Raw genomic sequence first — 19,756 nt, forward strand, 5'->3', positions numbered from 1 at the left:
TGATCGTCGTCCTGGAGGCCATGAAGATGGAACAGCCCCTCAACGCCCACAAGTCCGGCACCGTGACCGGACTCAACGCCGAGGTCGGCGCGTCCGTCACCTCCGGCGCCGGCATCTGCGACATCAAAGCCTGACGGGAAACCGGGAGACGCCGACCGGCGCGCGAATTTCCGGTCGGCCGGTTGACGAATATGACACTGCCCTGACATTCCGGCTGTTGAAAACCGATCCGGCAGGCCCGGATACTTGTCGTAAATTCTTTCGGGAGTCAAGCGGGTGCGAAAGGAAGAGGGGAAAATGCACAGCACGTTGATCGTCGCGCGAATGGACCCGGCAGCGAATGTGGACGTCGCCAAGCTTTTCGGCGAATTCGACGGGACGGAAATGCCGCATCGCATGGGGACGCGCCGCCGGCAGCTGTTCCACTATCGAGGACTGTACTTCCACCTCCAGGACTTCGACGCGGACAACGGCGGCGAACGGATCGAGGAGGCCAAGACCGACCCGCGGTTCGTGGCGATCAGCGAGGACCTGAAGCCGTTCATCACCGCGTACGACCCGGCGACCTGGCGCTCGCCCGCCGACGCCATGGCCACCCGCTTCTACCACTGGGAGGCGTCCGCGTGACCGGCCGACGAGTCGTCATCACCGGCATCGAGGTCCTGGCCCCCGGCGGCGTGGGCCGGGAGAAGTTCTGGAACCTGCTGAGCGAGGGCCGGACCGCCACCCGCGGCATCACGTTCTTCGACCCGGCGCCGTACCGCTCGAAGGTCGCCGCCGAGATGGACTTCGACCCCGAGGCCCACGGTCTGACCCCGCACGAGATCCGCCGCATGGACCGCGCCGCCCAGTTCGCGGTGGTCGCCGCGCGCGGCGCCGTGGCCGACAGCGGGATCGAGCTCCAGGCGTACGACCCGTACCGGGTCGGCGTGACCATCGGCAGCGCCGTCGGCGCCACCATGGGCCTGGACGAGGAGTACAAGGTGGTCAGCGACGGCGGCCGGCTGCACGTCGTCGACCACGAGTACGCGGTGCCGCACCTCTACAACTACCTGGTGCCCAGCTCCTTCGCGGCCGAGGTCGCCTGGGACGCCGGCGCGCAGGGCCCCAGCACGGTGGTCTCCACCGGCTGCACCTCGGGCATCGACTCCGTCGGACACGCCGTGGAGCTCATCCGCGAGGGCACCACCGACGTCATGATCACGGGCTCGTCCGACGCGCCGATCTCCCCGATCACCATGGCCTGTTTCGACGCCATCAAGGCGACGACGCCCCGGTACGACGCCCCCGAGAGCGCCTCCCGGCCCTTCGACGGGACGCGCAACGGCTTCGTCCTCGGCGAGGGCGCCGCCGTCTTCGTCCTGGAGGAGCTGGAGCACGCCAGGAAGCGCGGCGCGCACATCTACGCGGAGATCGCCGGCTACGCCACGCGCTCCAACGCCTACCACATGACCGGACTGCGGCCGGACGGCGCCGAGATGGCCGAGGCCATCGACACGGCCCTCGCCGAGGCCCGGATGAACCCGACCGCGATCGACTACATCAACGCGCACGGTTCGGGCACCAAGCAGAACGACCGGCACGAGACCGCCGCCTTCAAGCGCAGCCTCGGGGAGCACGCGTACCGGACCCCGGTCAGCTCCATCAAGTCGATGGTCGGGCACTCGCTCGGCGCCATCGGCTCCATCGAGATCGCCGCGTCCGCGCTGGCCATGGAGCACAACGTGGTGCCGCCGACGGCCAATCTGCACACCCCGGACCCCGAGTGCGACCTCGACTACGTCCCGCTGGTCGCCCGCGAGCAGCTGACCGACGCCGTGCTCACCGTGGGCAGCGGCTTCGGCGGATTCCAGAGCGCCATGGTGCTGGCGCGACCCGAGAGGAGTGTGGCATGACCACCTCGGTGGTAGTGACGGGCCTGGGCATCGCCGCTCCCAACGGGCTCGGGACGAGGGAGTACTGGGAGGCGACCCGCAACGGCAAGAACGGCATCGGCCGGGTCACCCGCTTCGATCCGTCCTCCTACCCGTCCACGCTCGCCGGAGAGGTCCCGGGCTTCGTCGCCGAGGACCACCTGCCGAGCCGGCTGCTCCCGCAGACCGACCGGATGACCCGGATGGCGCTGGTCGCCACGGACTGGGCGCTCCAGGACGCGGGCATCGAACCCGCCGAACTGCCCGCGTACGACATGGGCGTGGTCACGGCCAGCTCCTCCGGCGGCTTCGAGTTCGGCCAGAACGAGCTGCAGAAGCTGTGGAGCCAGGGCAGCCAGTACGTCTCCGCGTACCAGTCCTTCGCCTGGTTCTACGCCGTCAACAGCGGCCAGATCTCCATCCGCAACGGGATGAAGGGGCCCAGCGGGGTCATCGTCAGCGACGAGGCCGGCGGCCTCGACGCGGTGGCCCACGGCCGCCGGCTCATCCGCAAGGGCACCCCGGTCGTCGTCTCCGGCTCGATCGACGCCTCGATCTGCCCGTGGGGCTGGGTGGCGCAGCAGGCCGCGGGCCGGCTGACCCGCAGCACCGAGCCGACCCGGGCGTACCTGCCCTTCGACGCCGACGCGTCCGGCTACGTGCCGGGCGAGGGCGGCGCCATCCTGATCATGGAGTCGGCCGAGTCCGCCCGCGAGCGCGGGGCGCGCGTCTACGGCGAGATCTCCGGCTACGGCTCCACCTTCGACCCGAAGCCGGGCAGCGGCCGTGAGCCCGGTCTGCGCAAGGCCATCGAACTGGCCCTGGCCGACGCGGACCTGACCCCCGGCGACATCGACGTCGTCTTCGCCGACGCGGCCGGAGTGCCGGAGCTCGACCGGACCGAGGCGGAGGCGCTCACCGCCGTCTTCGGTGCGCGGGGCGTCCCGGTCACCGCGCCCAAGACGATGACGGGCCGCCTCTACTCGGGCGCGGGCCCGCTCGACATCGCGTCCGCCCTGCTCGCCTTCGAGGAGGGACTGATCCCTCCGACCGTCCACATCACCGCGGACGAGGGCTACGGCCTGGACCTGGTCGTCGACCAGCCGCGGCAGGCCCCGCTGCGGGCCGCGCTGGTCGTGGCCCGCGGATACGGCGGCTTCAACTCGGCCGTCGTCGTCCGCGCCGCCGGCTGACACCGGCCCGTCAGAACCCCGGTCGCCCGGCGACCGGTTCGACCGATCTCTCCATCCGGAAGGAACCCACGTGTCCACTGCGCCTTTCACCCTGGACGACCTGCGCCGCGTTCTCCTCGAGGCCGCCGGTGCCGAAGAGGGCGTCGACCTCGCCGGCGACATCCTCGACGTCCACTTCGAGAGCCTCGGCTACGAGTCGCTGGCGCTCCTGGAGACCGGCAGCCGCATCGAGCGCGAGTACGGCGTCGCCCTCGACGAGGACCTGCTGGCCGACGCCCAGACCCCGCGCGCGCTCATCGCCGCCGTCAACGAGGCGCTCGGCGCCCTCCAGCAGGCCGCCTGAGCGTCCGCGCACCCCTGCGGGCCGGGCGATCGGTTGAGCCCGGCCCGCCCGCCGTCGAACGTCACCGCCGGAACCCCGAAGAGGAAACATGTCTACGCAGCACAACCGGGTCGCCCTGATCACGGGCGCCACCAGCGGCATCGGACTGGCCGCCGCCCGAGCCCTGGCCGCCGACGGCCACCGCGTCTTCATCGGCGCCCGCAACGCCGACACCGTGGCGGCCACGGTGAAGGAGCTCCAGGCCGAAGGGTTCGAGGCCGACGGCGGCGTCCTCGACGTGCGGGACTCCGCCTCCGCCGCAGCCTTCGTCCAGGCCGCCGTCGACCGCTTCGGCGGCGTGGACGTCCTCGTCAACAACGCCGGCCGGTCCGGCGGCGGCGTCACGGCCGACATCGCGGACGAGCTGTGGGCCGACGTCATCGAGACCAACCTCAACAGCGTCTTCCGGCTGACGAAGGAGGTCCTCACCACCGGCGGCATGCGCCACAAGAGCCGCGGCCGCATCATCAACATCGCCTCCACCGCCGGCAAGCAGGGCGTCGTCCTCGGCGCCCCGTACTCCGCCTCCAAGCACGGCGTCGTCGGCTTCACCAAGGCGCTCGGCAACGAGCTGGCCCCCACCGGCATCACCGTGAACGCGGTCTGCCCCGGCTACGTCGAGACGCCGATGGCCGAGCGCGTCCGGCAGGGCTACGCCGCCGCGTACGACACCACCGAGGACGCGATCCTGGAGAAGTTCCAGTCCAAGATCCCGCTCGGCCGCTACTCCACCCCGGAGGAGGTCGCCGGCATGGTCGCCTACCTCGCCTCGGACACCGCCGCCTCCGTCACCGCGCAGGCCATCAACGTCTGCGGCGGCCTCGGCAACTTCTGACCGGCCCCGCCCGCACCGAACCCCTGGAGAACGAAGCCGTCATGACGACCCGTGAGGTTGAGCACGACATCACCATCGCCGCGCCCGCGCCGGCGGTCTACCGGCTGCTCGCCGAGGTGGAGAACTGGCCCCTGATCTTCCCGCCGACCATCCACGTCGACCGCGTCGAGGAGAGCGCCACCCAGGAGCGGATCCGCATCTGGGCCACGGCCAACGGAGAGGCCAAGAACTGGACCTCCCGCCGCGAGCTCTTCCCCGACGAGCTGCGCATCACCTTCCGCCAGGAGGTCAGCCCGGCGCCGGTCGCCTCCATGGGCGGCACCTGGATCATCGAGGCGCTCGGCGAGGACGAGTGCCGGGTGCGGCTGCTGCACGACTACCGCGCCATCGACGACGACCCGCACGACCTGCTGTGGATCGACGAGGCGGTCGACCGCAACAGCCGCTCGGAGCTCGCGGCCCTCAAGAAGAACGTCGAACTCGTCCACGGCGCCCGCGAGCTGACCTTCTCCTTCGAGGACTCGGTACGCGTCGACGGCGAGGCCAAGGACGTCTTCGCCTTCATCGACGAGGCCGACCGGTGGCCCGAGCGCCTGCCGCACGTGGCGACCGTCCGCTTCTCGGAGGACACCCCCGGCCTGCAGAGCCTGGAGATGGACACCCGCGCCAAGGACGGCTCGGTGCACACCACCAAGTCGTACCGGGTCACCTTCCCCCACGCGAAGATCGCCTACAAGCAGGTCACGCTGCCCGCGCTGATGACCCTGCACACCGGCCGCTGGACCTTCGTCGACGACGGCACCTCCGTCGTCGCGACCTCCCAGCACACCGTCACCCTCAACGCCGACAACATCGCCGCCGTCCTCGGCGCCGAGGCCACCGTCGACGACGCCCGGTCGTACGTCCACACCGCGCTGTCCACCAACAGCCTGGCCACCCTCAACCACGCCAAGGCGTTCGCAGAGAGCAAGCGCCGGCCGTGACCACCGACCGCCAGGACACGGACGTCGTGGTGGTCGGGGCCGGGCCCGCCGGACTGATGCTCGCCTGCGAGCTCAGGCTCGGCGGCGCCCGGGTGCTCGTGCTCGACGAGCGGGCGGGGCCGACCACCGAGTCCCGCGCCTCGACGCTGCACGCCCGCACCATGGAGATCCTCGACTCCCGGGGACTCCTCGCCGCCCTCGGCACCCCGCCCCGCGACGCCCGCGGCCACTTCGGCGGCGTACCGCTCGACCTGACCCTGCCCGGACCCCATGCCGGGCAGTGGAAGGTCGACCAGACGCGCACCGAGGAACTCCTCGGCGACCGGGCCGTCGAGCTCGGCGCCGACGTGCGCCGCCTGCACCGGGTGCACAAGGTCACGGTCAGGCCCGACGGCGTGGACACGGCGGCCGAGGGTCCCGGCGGGCCCCTGCGGGTGCGCGCCCGCTACCTGGTGGCGTGCGACGGCGAGGACAGCACGGTGCGGCGGCTGACCGGGGCCGAGTTCCCCGGCCGGGAACCGCGCCGCGAACTGCTCCGCGCCGACGTGCGCGGCCTCGACATCCCCGACCGGCGCTTCCAGCGCCTGGAGCGGGGCCTCGCCATCGCCGCCACCCGCAACGGCGTCACCCGCGTCATGGTCCACGAGTTCGGCCGGCCCGTCCGCCCCGGGGGAGGACAGCCGCGGTTCGCGGACGTCGCCGCCGCCTGGCGGCGCGTCACCGGCGAGTCCATCGGCCACGGCACGCCGACCTGGGTCAACGCCTTCCACGACGCCAACCGGCAGCTCGCCCGGTACCGCCACGGGCGGGTCCTGTACGCGGGAGACGCCGCGCACCAGCAGATGCCCAGCGGCGGCCAGGCCCTCAACCTCGGCGTGCAGGACGCCTTCAACCTCGGCTGGAAGCTCGCCGCCGTGGTCCGCGGCGGCGCCGGCGAGAACCTGCTCGACACCTACCACGAGGAACGGCACGCCGTGGGCGGCCGGACCCTCGCCAACATCCGGGCCCAGGGCGACCTGCTGCTCGGCGGACCGGAGGTCGAGCCCGTCCGCGCCCTGCTCACCGAACTCGTCGCCCTGGAGGACGTACGGGAGCACCTCGCCGGGATGATCAGCGGCATCGGCATCCGCTACGACGCCGGGCCCGAGACGTCCCCCCTGGTCGGCCTGCGGCTGCCCGACACCGTGCTGACCGCGCCCGACGGAGCCGTACGCACCACCGAACTGCTGCGCGGGGGCCGCGGGCTCCTGCTGCTCCCCGCCACGCCCGGCGCCCGGGCGCTCGCCGACGCGGCCCTGCCGTGGGGCGAGGAGGTCGACGTCGTCGACGCCCGGCCCGCGCCCGGCTCCGCGCTCCCCGAGGACCGGGCCGTCCTCGTACGTCCGGACGGCCACGTCGCCTGGACCGGCGACGGCGACGGCGACGGCGACGGGGACGAGGCCGGCGGTCTGCGCGCGGCGCTCGACCGCTGGTTCGGGAGCCCGCCGACCGCCTGAGAGTCCGAGCCGAACGACCAGCCACCCGACGCGTGCCCCGCACGCGAGGAAAGGAAATTCATGGACAGGAACACGGACGCGGACGTCATCGTCGTCGGTGGCGGTCCCACCGGCCTGATGCTGGCGGGCGAGCTGCGGCTCGGCGGGGCGAGCGTCATCGTCGTCGAGGCCCTGGAACGGCCCACCGGCCAGTCCCGCGGCCTGGGCTTCACCGCCCGCGCCCTGGAGTCCTTCGACCAGCGCGGCCTCGTCGAGCGCTTCGGCGGCCTGGAGACCAGCCCGATGGGGCACTTCGGCGGCGTGGTGTTCGACTACACGGTCCGCGAGGACGCGCACTTCGGAGCCCGCGGCATCCCGCAGTCCCAGACCGAGGCCGTCCTGGAGGAGTGGGCCGCCGAACGCGGCACCGACATCCGCCGCGGCCTGCGGTTCGTCGCCCTGGAGCAGGACGAGGACGGCGTCACGGTCACCGTGGCCGGCACCGACGGCGAGGAGCGGCGGCTGCGCGGCCTGTTCCTGGTCGGCGCCGACGGCGGGCACAGCGCCGTCCGCAAGGCCGGCGGATTCGACTTCCCCGGCACCTCCGCCACCCGGGGCATGTACCTCGCCGACGTCGTCGGCTGCGCCGTCCCGCCCCGCCCCCTGGGCGAGCGGCTCCCCGGCGGCATGGTGATGGCCGCGCCGCTCGCCGAGGGCGTCGACCGCATCATCGTCTGCGAGCACGGCACGCCGCCCGCCGACCGCAGCGAGACCCCCGAGTTCGCCGAGGTCGCCGAGGCCTGGAAGCGGCTCACCGGGGAGGACATCTCCGGCGGCGGCGCCGCCTGGGTCAGCTCCTTCACCGACGCCACCCGCCAGGTCACCGAGTACCGCCGGGGCCGCGTGCTGCTCGTGGGCGACGCCGCGCACATCCACCTGCCGGCCGGCGGCCAGGGCCTGAGCACCGGCGTCCAGGACGCGGTCAACCTCGGCTGGAAGCTGGCCGCCACCGTCCGCGGCTGGGCGCCCGAAGGCCTCCTCGACACCTACCACGGCGAGCGCCACCCCGTCGGCGAGCGCCTCCTGTCGAACACCCGCGCCCAGGGCCAGGTCTTCCTCGGCGGCCCGGAGTCCCAGCCGCTGCGGGACCTGTTCGCCGAGCTCATCGAGCTCGACGAGGTCAAGCGGCTCCTGGCCGGTGCGGTCAGCCACCTCGACGTCCACTACGACCTCGGCCCGGACGGCCACCCCCTCGCCGGCCACCGGCTGCCGCCGCGCGCCCTCGACACCGCGCAGGGAGAGGTGCGCACGCCCGAACTGCTCCACCCGGCCCTGGGCGTGCTGCTCGACCTCTCCGGCACGGCGGGCCTGCGGGACCTCGCGGCCGGCTGGAAGGACCGGGTCGTCACCGTCGAGGGCACGCCGCGGGACCCGAAGGCCTTCGGCGGCGCCACCGCGATCCTGGTCCGCCCCGACGGGTACGTCGCCTGGGCGGGCGCCGACGAGACCGGCCTCGACGCCGCGCTCCGCCGCTGGTTCGGCGGACCCGCCACCGAGGACGGCACCGACGTCACCGGGCTCAAGGCGGCCATGGACCAGTGGCTCGGCACCCCGGACCACGGATGAGCACCCTCCGCACGGCCGGCGTACGACCGGAACCCACGCCGCGCCCGATGTCCCCGGGAGTGCGCCCGATCGTCCTCCAGGCGGGCGGCCGGACCCTGTCGGCGCTCGTCGCCCGCCCGGAAGGGACCCCGAGGGCCACGGTCCTCGCCGTGCACGGCGGCGGGATGAGCGCCGGCTACTTCGACGGACAGGCGCACCCCGACGTGTCCCTGCTCGCCCTCGGCGCCCGGCTCGGCTACACGGTCGTCGCCGTCGACCGGCCCGGCTACGGGCTGTCCGCCGCGGACCTGCCGAGCGGCCAGGATCTGGCCGCGCAGGCGGCGACGCTGCGGGCCGCCCTGGCCCACCTCGGGCAGCGCGGCGACCCGGGCGCCGGGCTGTTCCTGCTCGCCCACTCCTTCGGGGGCAAGCTGGCGCTGACCTACGCCGCGTCCGACGCCGACGCGGCGGGCCCGGCCGCCCCCGAACTGCTCGGACTGGACATCTCCGGTCTCGGCCGCCACTACGCGACCGAGCCGGAGGCCCTCGCCGACCCGCTGGCGCAGCGGAACACGAAGCGGCTCTGGGGCCCGCTGCGCTGCTATCCGCCGGACACCTTCCGGCAGGCGAAGGGCCTTGTGGCACCCATGCCCGAGCGGGAGCGGGCGGAGGCCGCCCAGTGGCCGCGGCGGTTCGCCGCGGCGGCCGGGCGGGTCCGGGTCCCGGTGCGGCTGACCTTCGCCGAGCACGAGTTCTGGTGGCACCACGACGAGGCGGCCCGCGCCGACCTCACCGCGCAGTTCACGGCGGCGCCCCTCGTCCGGGTCGACGGCCAGCCCGACGCCGGCCACAACATCAGCCTCGGCTGGGCCGCACGCGCCTACCACCTGCGGGCGTTCGGCTTCTTCGAGGACTGCCTGGCCCGCCGGTCCGCGGGTCCGGTCGCGGCCACCGGTCCGGCCGTGGCGGCGGCCTGCTGAACGATGGGTAAGAAGTCTCCCGACAGGAACTCTTCCGGCCGGAACTCTCCCGGCAGGAAGTTCCCTGCTCCCTTCCGGTCCCTGGCCGTCCGCAACTTCCGGCTCTTCGTGGCCGGCCAGGTGGTCTCGGCCGCGGGCACCTGGATGATGGTGACGGCCCAGGACTGGCTGGTCCTCTCCCTGACCGGGGACTCGGGCACGGCGCTCGGCACCGTGACCGCCTTCCAACTGACCCCGCTGCTCCTGTTCACGCTGTACGGCGGCCGGCTCGCCGACCGGTACGACAAGCGGTGGCTGCTCGGGGCCGCCAACACGGCCGCCGGGCTGCTCGCCCTGGCCCTGTCGGTCCTGGTGATGTCGGGCGCCGTCCGGCTGTGGCACGTGTACGCGGCCGCGCTGTGCCTCGGGCTCGTCAACGCCGTCGAGGTACCCGCCCGGATGGCGTTCGTCAGCGAGCTGGTCGGCCCCGAACTGCTGCCGAACGCCTCCTCCCTGAGCGCCGCCTACTTCAGCACGGCCCGCATGGTCGGGCCCGCCGGGGCCGGGCTGCTCATCGCCTGGATCGGCGTCGGCCCGGTCATGCTGGTCAACGCGCTGAGCTACCCGGCCACGGTGGCCGCCCTGTGCCTCATGCGTCCCGGGGAGCTCGTCCGTTCCGCGCGCTCCGCACGGGCGGCGAAGGTCGTCGACGGGCTGCGCTATGTGCGGGGCCGGCCCGATCTGCTGGTGCCGCTGGTGCTGGTCGGGACGGTCGGCCTCGCCGGCTTCAACTTCCAGCTCACGCTGCCGCTGCTCGCCAAGACCGTCTTCCACGCCGACGCCTCCGCGTTCGGCCTGCTCAGCGCGGCGTTCGCCGCCGGTTCGCTGGGCGGCGCGCTGCTCGCCACGACCCGCAGCGGCCGTCCGGCGGCCCTGCTCGTCACCGGCTCCGCGGTCGCCTTCGGCGTCCTGGAGACGGTCGCGGGGTTCGCCCCCGACCACGCGACCGCCGCCGTCCTCGTCGGCCTGACCGGGGCCGCCGGCATCTACTTCGTCCAGGCCGCCAACCACTACGTCCAGCTGGGCAGCGCGCCCGAGTACCGCGGCCGGACGATGGCGCTGTACACGCTGGTCCTCCAGGGCCTCACCCCGCTGGGCGCGCTGCTCGTCGGCTGGCTGTCCGTGCGGTACGGCGCCCGCTCGGGCCTGTACCTGGGAGGGCTCGTCTCCCTGGCGGCCGGCCTCGCCGTGCTGGTCCCGGCCCTGCTCCGCAGACGCCGGCGACGCCACGCCGGGGCCGGCCCCGGTCCCGGCCCGGACGGCGATCCCGTACCGGACCCGGCCGCCCCCGCTCCATCCGCGACAGGAAGGACACCATGACCACCGCCGAAGCACCCGCCCCGCACGGGCTCGAACGCCTCCGGGACCTGGAGGGGCTGCGCCGCCTGCCCCGGCAGGAACGCGCCGCCGCGATCTGCCACCTGCTGCGCCTCGAACTCCAGCGGCTGCTCGCGGTCCCCCCGGCGCACCGGCTCTCGGCCGACCTCCCCCTGGGCTCCCAGGGCCTCGACGCGATCAACGCGCTCAGCCTGGAGCGCGCGATCCGCACCGTCCTGCGCACGGAGGTGCCCGCGGAAGAACTGCGGGCGAGCACGGTCGGGGAGGTGGCCGAGCGCCTCGCCGGGGCGACCGGACCCCAGGACGAACACCAGCCGTCATCCATCCACCGCTAGCAGACAGGGAGCACCGCACATGTCGATCGCGGCTGCCGACGAACTCACCGTACGCCTCGACGAGTTGGCCGAACGAAAGACCACCGCACGGGACGGCGGGGACCCCCGGGTGACCGAACGCCAGCACGCCAAGGGCAAACTGACGGCCCATGAGCGCATCGCGCTCCTGCTCGACAAGGGCAGCTTCAGCGAGGTGGAGCCGCTGCGCCGGCACCGTGCCACCGGCTTCGGCCTGGAGGCGAAGAAGCCGTACGGCGACGGCGTCGTGACCGGCTGGGGCACGGTCGAGGGCCGTACGGTCTTCGTCTACGCCCACGATTTCCGGGTCTTCGGCGGCGCCCTGGGCGAGGCCCACGCCACGAAGATCCACAAGATCATGGACATGGCCATCGCGGCCGGCGCGCCGCTGGTCTCCCTGAACGACGGCGCCGGCGCCCGCATCCAGGAGGGCGTCTCCGCCCTCGCCGGCTACGGCGGCATCTTCCGGCGCAACACCAAGGCCTCCGGCGTCATCCCGCAGATCTCGGTGATGCTCGGCCCGTGCGCCGGCGGCGCCGCCTACAGCCCCGCGCTGACCGACTTCGTCTTCGCCGTGCGGGACATCTCGCAGATGTTCATCACGGGTCCGGACGTCGTCAAGGCGGTCACCGGCGAGGAGATCAGCCAGAACGGCCTCGGCGGCGCCGACGTCCACGCCGGGACCTCCGGCGTCGCGCACTTCGTGTACGACGACGAGGAGACCTGCATCGCGGAGGTCCGCTACCTCCTGTCGATGCTGCCGCAGAACAACCGGGAGCTGCCGCCCGTCGCCCACACCGGTGACCCCGTGGACCGCCCCGGCGACAGCCTGCTCGACCTGGTGCCGGTCGACGGCAGCCGCTCGTACGACATCCGCGCCGTCATCGAGGAGGTCGTGGACGACGGCGAGTTCATGGAGGTGCACGCCACCTGGGCGCAGAACATCGTGGTCGGGCTCGCCCGCGTCGACGGACACACCGTCGGCGTCGTCGCCAACCAGCCGGCCGCCATGGCCGGCGTCCTCGACATCAAGGCCTCCGAGAAGGGGGCGCGCTTCGTCCAGTTCTGCGACGCCTTCAACATCCCGCTGGTCACCCTGGTGGACGTCCCCGGCTTCCTGCCCGGCGTCGACCAGGAGCACGAGGGCATCATCCGCAGGGGCGCGAAGCTGCTCTACGCCTACTGCAACGCGACGGTGCCCCGGGTCTCCGTGGTGCTGCGCAAGGCGTACGGCGGCGCGTACATCGTGATGGACTCGCGCTCCATCGGCGCGGACGTCGCGCTGGCCTGGCCGACGAACGAGATCGCGGTCATGGGCGCGGAGGGCGCGGCCAACGTGGTGTTCCGCCGCGAGATCGCCGCCGCCGACGACCCCGACGCCATGCGGCAGGAGAAGATCGACCAGTACCGCCGCGAGCTGGTCCACCCGTACTACGCCGCCGAGCGCGGCCTGGTCGACGACGTCATCGACCCCCGGCAGACCCGCGAGGTCCTCGCCCGCTCGCTCGCCATGCTCCTCCACAAGCACACCGACCTGCCGAGCCGCAAGCACGGCAACCCGCCCCAGTGAGCCAGGAGGAACGATGACCGCGGAAGACCACCCCACCACCGGCGCGCCGCTGTTCCGGCTGGAGGCCGGCTCCGCGACGCCCGAGGAGCTCGCCGCCCTGACGGCGGTCCTGCTGTCCCGTTCGCTCCTGGCCGGCGCCACGCCCGACGACGTGGCGCGCCGGGCCCAGACGGTCGCCCGGTGGCGGCGGCCGGAGCGGGTGACGGGCTTCGAGGGACCGCGCAGCTGGCGCGGCGCCGCCTGACCGCAGGCCGACACACCGAAGGGCCGCGGAGTCGGTTTCGACTCCGCGGCCCTTCGGCGTGTCCGGCGGGTCACTCCTCGCGGGGTCCCGCCGACCGGTCCCGCAGCACCGTGCGGAAGCCGGGTTCGATCCCGCCGATGCCGCGCACCGCGGTCCTGGCGTCGGCGGCGTACAGGTACGCGGCCGGCACCGCCCGCATCGCGACCTGCCAGGTCCCCGACCCCCGCAGCGCCACCGCGCCGACGTGCCCCTCGCACAGGGGCAGATTGCCGACGAGCCAGCCGCCCGGCCGGTTCGCCGGTTCGGCCTCGCCCAGGTAGTCCAGGCTCGGCGCCCGGTTGAGGCCGGTGCCCAGGCCCTTCAGATAGGCCTCCTTACGGGTCCACAGCCGGCCGAAGACCGCCGCCCGCGCGTGCGCGGGCACGGCCAGGAGCTCCTCGCGCTCGTCGGGATGGAGTGCCGGAAGGCAGGCCTCCACCGTCGTGTCCGAGGGGATCCGCTGGACGTCGGCGCCCACCCGGGCGTGCGCGACGGCGGCCAGTGCCAGGCCGTGGCTGTGCGACAGGGAGAACTGCGGGGCGCCGGGCACGCGCAGCACCCTGGGCCGCCCGTGCCGGCCCCCGTCACCCTTGTGCAGTTCGCCCGCGATGACGAGGCGGGCGGGCGCGATGCCGGTGTAGAGGGCGAGGACCCGGCGCAGCCCGACGTGCGCCGCGAGGTACATACGGCGGTCGGCGGGCTGGAGGAAGGACTCGGCCCGGCGCCGCTCGACGGGGTCGAGCTCATGGCCGGGCACGTCCCGGGGCGATTCGGGAGGCGGCAGCAGCCAGACGTCCAGCACCTCCCTCCCGTGACCGAACGGAGAAAGCGGGCGCTGAAGGTCCAACTGCGGTCAGCTCCTTGTCCTGCCGTGCGGTGGGCGCGCGCGGCGCCCCCGCGTCGGATACGCGAAGGCCGCCGGCAGGGTGGGGGAAACCCTGACAGCGGCCGGTTCGAGGGGGTGAGGTCACTCGCCCGCGGAGCGCGTGTGCACCACCCGGTAGGTGTTGTCGTCGTACCAGGTCCGCAGGGCCTGGACGCGGGCGTCCACCTTCAGGCGGTCCGGCACGCGGTCCTGCTGCGCCTCGGCGCGGAAGGCGTCGTACGCCTCCTTGCTGTCCCACTGGGAGTAGACGACGACGAACTTGCCCTCGATGCCGCGGGCCTTCAGGCCGCGCAGCACGGTGTGGGTCCGGTAGCCGGCGACGTCGAGGAGGTACTCCTGCGACGCGCCCAGGGCGTCGACCAGGTCCTCCTGGTCGGCCTCCGCCACGCCGAACAGCTCGATGGCCGTGTAGTCGTCGCGGGTCGGGGAGACCTCGGTCACGCCGTTCAGCGCGGCCTTCTGCTGGGTGAACGCGATCTCGTTCTGGAGCAGCCGGATCGAGGTGGTGATCTCACCGAAGAGCGGCAGGGTGCGGTGCTTGAACTCGTCGCCCGCGTAGCGGGCGTCCAGGTCCTCGGTGCTGCGCCACTGGATGAAGTTGGCCGTGCCGAACTTGTCGTGTCCGGCGTGGACCGTGCTGGAGATCCAGCCCTCGTACGCCGCGGCGTCGACGATCTGCCGCATCGCGGCGAGCAGCTTCTCCTGCTTCTCCGCGGTGTCGGTCGTGAACAGGTTGAGGACCGTCAGATGCTGGCCGTCGGCCGCGATCTTCGGCATTCTCTCGTCTCCTTCATCGGCGGAAGTTCGATACGGCAGAAGCTTTGCAAGGCCGGAACTCGAATTGAAGGCCTTCGAGTTCAAGCTTTGCGGCTGATTCGCCAAGAACCAGGGGGAGGTGTCACAGTTCTTCGCGGTCTTGGTCAGGAAGGTGAAAAGAGGCCTTGGCGGCCCGGGAAATCCTGCGCATCCTCGGACAATGGATTCAGGACAGGAAGTATTTGAGATCAGCGGCCTCCTGAGCCGTTATCTCGTTTCGCTCGACGACGAAGAGATCGACGACGACTGGGCGGGCCGGCTCTTCACCGAGGACGCGAGCATCACGTTCCCGATGAGCCGGCACGACGGGATCGACGGTCTCGCCGCCTTCCACCTGCACGCGCGCGCGGCCTTCGCCGGGACCCAGCACCTCGGCTCCTCGGTGGTGACCGAGATCGAGGACGACGGGGAGCACGCCGTGCTGCGCGCCAACGTCCTCGCCACCCATGTGCACCACCCCGGGGCCGCGGCCGATCCGCTGTTCCAGGCCGGCACCCTGGCGACCGCGCGGGCCCGCCGCACCGCGGACGGGTGGCGGATCGCCTCCCTGTCCCTGCGCGTGCTGTGGACCCGGGGCACCCCGCCCGGAGCCCAGGAGCCCCGATGACCGTGCTCGCCGCGGTGAACCCGCGGGAGACGACGCAGATCGCCGTGATGCTGGCCGACATCGCCGTCGTACTGGTCGCCGGAGCCCTCCTCGGCCGGCTCGCGCGCCGGTTCCGCCAGCCCGCCGTCGTCGGGGAGATCACCGCCGGCATCCTGCTCGGCCCCAGCGTCCTGGGCCTGCTGCCCGGCGGCCTCACCGAGCGGCTCTTCCCCCTCGACGTGCGACCGCTGCTGTCGGCGGTCTCCCAGGTGGGCCTGATCCTCTTCATGTTCGTCGTGGGCTGGGAGTTCGAGCGGCGGATGATCAAGCCGCACGCGAAGCTCGCCGCCGGCATCTCGGTGTCCTCGATCGCGATGGCCTTCGGCCTCGGATACGCCCTGGCCTTCCCGCTCTACCCGGACCACGCCATGGTCGCCGGACACGAGATCCCGTTCAACGCCTTCGCCACCTTCCTCGGCGCCGCCATGTCGGTCACCGCCTTCCCGGTGCTCGCCCGGATCCTCACCGAGAACGACCTCATCAACACCCGCGTCGGCTCGCTCTCCCTGGCCAGCGCCGCCATCGACGACGTCCTCGCCTGGTGCCTGCTCGCCTACGTCTCGGCGCTGGTCGCCGCGGACGGCAACTACACCGAACTGGCCCGGATCGGCGCGCTCAGCGTGCTGTACGTGGCCCTGATGCTGCTCGTCGTCCGGCCGCTGGCCTCCCGCCTGACCTGGCGGCTCGCCGCCACCGAACGCTGGTCCACGCTGCTCGCGCTGCTCTGCGCGGGCGCCCTGACCTCGGCGTGGGCGACGACGTGGATCGGCATCCACGCCATTTTCGGCGCCTTCATGTTCGGCTTCGTCATGCCCCGCGAGCCCGCCCGGCTCCTGGTCGAGCACGTCCGCAAGCCCATCGACAACGTGAGCTCGGTGCTGCTCCCGGTCTTCTTCATCGTCACCGGACTCGGCGTCGACCTCGGGGCGCTGACCGGCGGCGACGTCGTCGCGCTCGGCGCGATCATCGCCGTCGCCTGCGCCGGCAAGCTCATCGGCGCCCTGATCCCGGCGCGCCTCGCGGGCATGTCCTGGCGGGATACCAAGGACCTCGGGCTGCTGATGAACACCCGCGGCCTCACCGAGCTGATCATCCTCAACGCCGCCGTCAGCCTGGGCGTCCTCGACGGCCGCATGTTCACCATGCTGGTGATCATGGCCCTCGTCACGACCGCCATGGCCGGCCCGCTGCTCAGCCGCCGTACGGCCCAGAGGCCGGACCGGGACGAGCCCGCGCCGGAGCAGGACGACACCGCGCCGAAAACCGCCGAACCCGCCGGCCTCGGCCGGCTCCGCACCTGATGAGAGGGAAGCCATGACCAGCGTTTCGCCTGCCGCGCTCCGGCCGGCCGCTCCGATCGAAGGCCGTCAGCTCCGCACCGTCTGCGGCAACTTCGCCACCGGCGTCACCGTCATCACCTCCGGCATCGGCGACGAGAGCGCCGGCGCCACGGTGAACTCCTTCACGTCGGTGTCGCTCGATCCGCCGCTGGTGCTCATCTGCCTGCACGAGAACTCCCGGCTGCTGCCGGTGATCCGGAGCTCCGGCGGATTCGTCGTCAATCTCCTGACGCTCCGTCAGGCGCCGGTGGCCTGGGCGTTCGCCGGCCGGGCCACGGCCCGGCTCGACGAGACGCCGCACCACAGGACCGGCAACGGACTCCCCGTCCTGAGCGAGGCGCTGGGGCACCTGGAGTGCCGGCTGGCCGCCGAGTACGACGGCGGGGACCACGCCATCCTCCTCGGCGAGGTCGTCGGGCTCGCCGCCCCGGCCGAGGAGGAGGAGCCGCTGGTCTTCTTCCAGGGCTCCATGCGCGAGCTCGGGGAGCCGGTGGCCTCCGGCCGGCGCTGACCCGCGCGCGGCGGGCGGTTCAGCCGACGGTGACCGGGTGCTCCGCCCCGTCGAACGCCTGCCGCGCCCGCTCCACGGCCGGCAGGTTCTCCGTCGACCAGTCGGCGAGCGCGGCGAACAGCGGCGCGAGGCTCCGGCCCAGGTCGCTGATCTCGTACTCCACGCGCGGCGGCACCTCCGGGTAGTACGTGCGCAGGACCAGGCCGTCCCGCTCCATCTGGCGCAGCCGCTGGGTCAGCACCTTGGGCGTGATGGTGCCGATGTTCCGGTGCAGCTCCACGAAGCGCTGGACGCCGTACGCGTGGAGCGTCCACAGGATCGGGGTGGTCCAGCGGCTGAAGACGATGTCCAGGACCGGAGCGATCGGGCACGCCTGCTCGGCTCCGGGGGTGTCGGCGGGGCTCCTCAGCACAGCGGTCACCTTTCGGGAAGTCACTTTCCTCTAGGTACTCACTATATCGACGGTGGTAACTTCCGGAAACCGCGAACCCGCCCGGCTTCCCCCGCCCGCCGTCCGCACCCGTCCCGCCTTTTGGAGGCGCCTTGTCCGTGCCACGCACACCCCCGTCGCCCTTACTCCTGGACGCCGCCGCCGAGGCGTTCCTGACGGAGAACCACGTGGGCACCCTGACCACCGTCCGCGGCGACGGCTCCCCCCACGCCGCGCCCGTACGGTTCACCTGGGACGCCGAGGCCGGCCTGGTCCGGGTCATGACCGTCGTCACCCGCCAGAAGGTGCGCAACCTGACGGCGGACGGCGCCCGGGCCGCCATCTGCCAGGTGGCCGGCATGCGCTGGATCACCCTGGAGGGGGCCGCGGCGGTCTCCACCGACCCCGAGCGGCTCCAGGAAGGGGTACGCCGCTACACCCGGCGCTACTGGTCGCCGCCCCCGCAGCCACCGGGCCTCGCCGTGATCGAGATCGCCGTCGATCGCGTGCTCGGCCTTCGCTGAGCGACCCCAGAGGGTGCCGGAGTTCCACGCCGGCACCCTCTCGCGCTCTCCGCACGCCCCCTCCCGCCACATCCCTGACGAACTTGTCAGAACCCTGTATCTGCGGCCGTTCAGCTTCCGTCGCCACCCCGGAATACTGAGGGAAAAGCCTGCGGGAGAGGGAATATGGACGCGTACAACGCCGATGTGATCATTGCCGGCACCGGCCCTTCGGGCCTCATGCTCGCCGGAGAGCTCCGACTCCAGGGAATTTCCGTCATCGCGGTCGACCGGCTCGCCGAGCCGATGCAGCAGTCCCGTGCCCTGGGATTCTCGGCCCGCACTCTCGAAGAATTCAGCCAGCGCGGTCTCCTCGGTGAATTCGGCGCGATGGAATCCATGCCCGGCGGCCACTTCGGAGGCCTTCCCCTCGACTACACGATCGTCGAGGGCGGCAACTTCGGCGTCCGCGGCGTCCCGCAGTCCCGGACCGAGGCCATCCTCGCCAAGTGGGCCGTCGGCCTGGGCGCCGACGTCCGCCGCGGCCGCGAGGTCGTCGGACTGACCCAGGACGAGGACGGCGTCAGCGTCGAGCTCTCCGGCCCCGAGGGCACCGAGACGCTCCGCGGCCGCTACCTGGTGGGCTGTGACGGCGCCCGCTCCACCGTGCGCAAGCTGACCGGCATCGACTTCCCCGGCTACAACGCCACCCTCGAGATGAAGATGGCGGACGTGGCCGGCGTCCCGGTGCGCCTGCGCCCGACCGGCGAGATCAGCGAGACCGGCATGGTCGTCGTGCTCCCGCTCGGCCCGCACGCCACCCGCGTCGTCGTCTTCGAGCGCGGCGCCGGCGTCCGCCCCACCCAGGAGCCGCCCACCTTCGAGGAGGTCGCCGCCTCCTTCCAACGCGTCACCGGCGAGGACATCAGCGCCGCCAAGCCGCTCTGGACCAGCTACTTCACCGACGCCAGCCGCCAGGCCGCCGAGTACCGCAAGGGCCGCGTCTTCCTCGCCGGCGACGCCGCCCACATCCACATGCCGATCGGCGCCCAGGGCATCAGCGCCGGCGTCGGCGACGTGATCAACCTCGGCTGGAAGCTCGCCGCCGAGATCAAGGGCCACGCCCCCGAGGGCCTGCTCGACACGTACCACACCGAGCGCCACCCGGTCGGTGCCCGCGTCATCACCAACACCCTGGCGCAGCGCACCCTCTACCTCGGCGGCCCCGAGGCCCAGCCGCTCCGTGACCTCTTCGGCGAGCTCGTGCGCATCGAGGCGGTCCGCCACCACCTCGTCGGCCTCGTCACCGGCCTCGACATCACCTACGGCGCCGCGCCCGGCGGCCACCCGCTCCTCGGCCGCCGCCTGCCGGAGCAGCCCCTGGTGGTCGACGAGGCCGCCACGACCACCCACGAGCTGCTGCACACCGGCCGTCCGGTGCTGCTCGACATGTTCGACGACGCCGCGCTCCGCGAGGCCGCCGCCCCGTGGGCGGACCGGGTCGACATCGTCACCGCCCGCCGTCCGGAGGCCGACGCGCCCGCCGCGAACCTCCTGGTGCGCCCGGACGGCTACATCACCTGGGCGAGCCCCGCGGGCTCCGTCGAGGGGCTGACCGACGCCCTCGCGCAGTGGTTCGGCGAGCCCCGCTCCTGAACGCGGCCCCAGGACATCC

The 19,756-nt window shown here is 72.8% G+C and carries 22 protein-coding genes; 19 read left to right on the forward strand and 3 right to left on the reverse strand.

Annotated elements, in window-relative coordinates; all coding sequences use genetic code 11:
* The 14 genes from HHL19_RS13220 to HHL19_RS13285 all read left to right on the forward strand — a co-directional run.
* A partial coding sequence (locus tag HHL19_RS13220; protein WP_169089036.1) for a biotin/lipoyl-containing protein occupies positions 1–134 on the forward strand: 134 nt, incomplete at its 5' end.
* A 163-nt stretch (positions 135–297) separates the two neighbouring features.
* Complete coding sequence (locus tag HHL19_RS13225) at positions 298–627, forward strand: TcmI family type II polyketide cyclase (protein WP_169089038.1); 330 nt, start codon at positions 298–300, stop codon at positions 625–627.
* A complete protein-coding gene (locus HHL19_RS13230; protein WP_169089040.1) occupies positions 624–1,895 on the forward strand; it encodes a beta-ketoacyl-[acyl-carrier-protein] synthase family protein in 1,272 nt (423 codons plus the stop codon). The genes HHL19_RS13225 and HHL19_RS13230 overlap by 4 nt, the downstream gene beginning before the upstream one ends.
* On the forward strand, positions 1,892–3,106 hold the full coding sequence (locus HHL19_RS13235) for a ketosynthase chain-length factor (protein ID WP_169089042.1): 1,215 nt from the start codon (positions 1,892–1,894) through the stop codon (positions 3,104–3,106). The genes HHL19_RS13230 and HHL19_RS13235 overlap by 4 nt, the downstream gene beginning before the upstream one ends.
* Before the next feature lie 70 nt (positions 3,107–3,176).
* Positions 3,177–3,449: an acyl carrier protein gene (locus tag HHL19_RS13240; protein WP_169089044.1), complete on the forward strand. Its 273-nt coding sequence runs from the start codon at positions 3,177–3,179 to the stop codon at positions 3,447–3,449.
* Positions 3,450–3,537: 88 nt separating this feature from the next.
* Complete coding sequence (gene fabG / locus HHL19_RS13245; RefSeq protein WP_169089046.1) at positions 3,538–4,323, forward strand: 3-oxoacyl-ACP reductase FabG; 786 nt, start codon at positions 3,538–3,540, stop codon at positions 4,321–4,323.
* Between the two features lie 41 nt (positions 4,324–4,364).
* Positions 4,365–5,306, forward strand: coding sequence for an aromatase/cyclase (locus HHL19_RS13250; protein WP_169089048.1), 942 nt, complete (start codon positions 4,365–4,367; stop codon positions 5,304–5,306).
* Positions 5,303–6,802, forward strand: coding sequence for an FAD-dependent monooxygenase (locus HHL19_RS13255; protein ID WP_346768592.1), 1,500 nt, complete (start codon positions 5,303–5,305; stop codon positions 6,800–6,802). Before HHL19_RS13250 ends, HHL19_RS13255 begins: the two co-directional genes overlap by 4 nt.
* A 60-nt stretch (positions 6,803–6,862) precedes the next feature.
* Positions 6,863–8,407 (forward strand): FAD-dependent monooxygenase, encoded by a 1,545-nt coding sequence (locus HHL19_RS13260; protein ID WP_169089050.1) that lies wholly within the window; start codon positions 6,863–6,865, stop codon positions 8,405–8,407.
* Positions 8,408–8,454: 47 nt separating this feature from the next.
* Entirely contained in the window at positions 8,455–9,366 is a 912-nt protein-coding gene (locus tag HHL19_RS13265; protein WP_206325922.1) for an alpha/beta hydrolase, read from the forward strand.
* 108 nt (positions 9,367–9,474) lie between these two features.
* Positions 9,475–10,725 carry an MFS transporter gene (locus tag HHL19_RS13270; protein WP_346768591.1) on the forward strand — a complete coding sequence of 417 codons (1,251 nt, stop codon included), beginning with the start codon at positions 9,475–9,477 and terminating at the stop codon, positions 10,723–10,725.
* Positions 10,722–11,078: a phosphopantetheine-binding protein gene (locus HHL19_RS13275; protein WP_169089054.1), complete on the forward strand. Its 357-nt coding sequence runs from the start codon at positions 10,722–10,724 to the stop codon at positions 11,076–11,078. Before HHL19_RS13270 ends, HHL19_RS13275 begins: the two co-directional genes overlap by 4 nt.
* Before the next feature lie 19 nt (positions 11,079–11,097).
* The gene (locus HHL19_RS13280) at positions 11,098–12,666 is read left to right on the forward strand and encodes an acyl-CoA carboxylase subunit beta (protein ID WP_169089056.1); all 1,569 of its coding nucleotides are present in this window, start codon (positions 11,098–11,100) and stop codon (positions 12,664–12,666) included.
* Positions 12,667–12,679: 13 nt separating this feature from the next.
* A complete protein-coding gene (locus HHL19_RS13285; RefSeq protein ID WP_169089058.1) occupies positions 12,680–12,910 on the forward strand; it encodes an acyl-CoA carboxylase subunit epsilon in 231 nt (76 codons plus the stop codon).
* A 70-nt stretch (positions 12,911–12,980) separates the two neighbouring features.
* Here the strand turns inward: HHL19_RS13285 and HHL19_RS13290 are convergent, their stop codons facing one another.
* Together HHL19_RS13290 and HHL19_RS13295 are read right to left on the reverse strand one after the other, a co-directional pair.
* Positions 12,981–13,751, reverse strand: a complete 771-nt coding sequence (locus HHL19_RS13290; RefSeq protein ID WP_346768590.1) for a 4'-phosphopantetheinyl transferase superfamily protein — start codon at positions 13,749–13,751, stop codon at positions 12,981–12,983.
* 165 nt (positions 13,752–13,916) lie between these two features.
* Positions 13,917–14,612 (reverse strand): antibiotic biosynthesis monooxygenase, encoded by a 696-nt coding sequence (locus tag HHL19_RS13295; RefSeq protein WP_169089061.1) that lies wholly within the window; start codon positions 14,610–14,612, stop codon positions 13,917–13,919.
* Positions 14,613–14,811: 199 nt separating this feature from the next.
* Between HHL19_RS13295 and HHL19_RS13300 the strand changes: the two genes are divergently transcribed.
* The 3 genes from HHL19_RS13300 to HHL19_RS13310 are packed head-to-tail and all read left to right on the forward strand — an operon-like array spanning position 14,812 to position 17,148.
* A complete protein-coding gene (locus HHL19_RS13300) occupies positions 14,812–15,258 on the forward strand; it encodes a nuclear transport factor 2 family protein (protein ID WP_169089063.1) in 447 nt (148 codons plus the stop codon).
* Complete coding sequence (locus tag HHL19_RS13305) at positions 15,255–16,598, forward strand: cation:proton antiporter (RefSeq protein ID WP_169089065.1); 1,344 nt, start codon at positions 15,255–15,257, stop codon at positions 16,596–16,598. Before HHL19_RS13300 ends, HHL19_RS13305 begins: the two co-directional genes overlap by 4 nt.
* A 13-nt stretch (positions 16,599–16,611) precedes the next feature.
* Complete coding sequence (locus HHL19_RS13310) at positions 16,612–17,148, forward strand: flavin reductase family protein (RefSeq protein ID WP_206325921.1); 537 nt, start codon at positions 16,612–16,614, stop codon at positions 17,146–17,148.
* 19 nt (positions 17,149–17,167) lie between these two features.
* On the opposite strand, the gene HHL19_RS13315 is transcribed toward HHL19_RS13310, so the two are convergent.
* Positions 17,168–17,560 (reverse strand): helix-turn-helix domain-containing protein, encoded by a 393-nt coding sequence (locus HHL19_RS13315; protein WP_346768589.1) that lies wholly within the window; start codon positions 17,558–17,560, stop codon positions 17,168–17,170.
* A 137-nt stretch (positions 17,561–17,697) separates the two neighbouring features.
* Here HHL19_RS13315 and HHL19_RS13320 point away from each other — a divergent pair, with 137 nt between their 5' ends.
* Positions 17,698–18,102: a TIGR03618 family F420-dependent PPOX class oxidoreductase gene (locus tag HHL19_RS13320; RefSeq protein ID WP_346768588.1), complete on the forward strand. Its 405-nt coding sequence runs from the start codon at positions 17,698–17,700 to the stop codon at positions 18,100–18,102.
* A 165-nt stretch (positions 18,103–18,267) separates the two neighbouring features.
* Entirely contained in the window at positions 18,268–19,737 is a 1,470-nt protein-coding gene (locus HHL19_RS13325) for an FAD-dependent monooxygenase (RefSeq protein ID WP_169089067.1), read from the forward strand.
* Positions 19,738–19,756 lie beyond the last annotated feature (19 nt).

The organism is Streptomyces sp. R302 (genome assembly GCF_012927245.1).
In the GTDB taxonomy this organism is placed as follows: Bacteria; Actinomycetota; Actinomycetes; order Streptomycetales; family Streptomycetaceae; genus Streptomyces.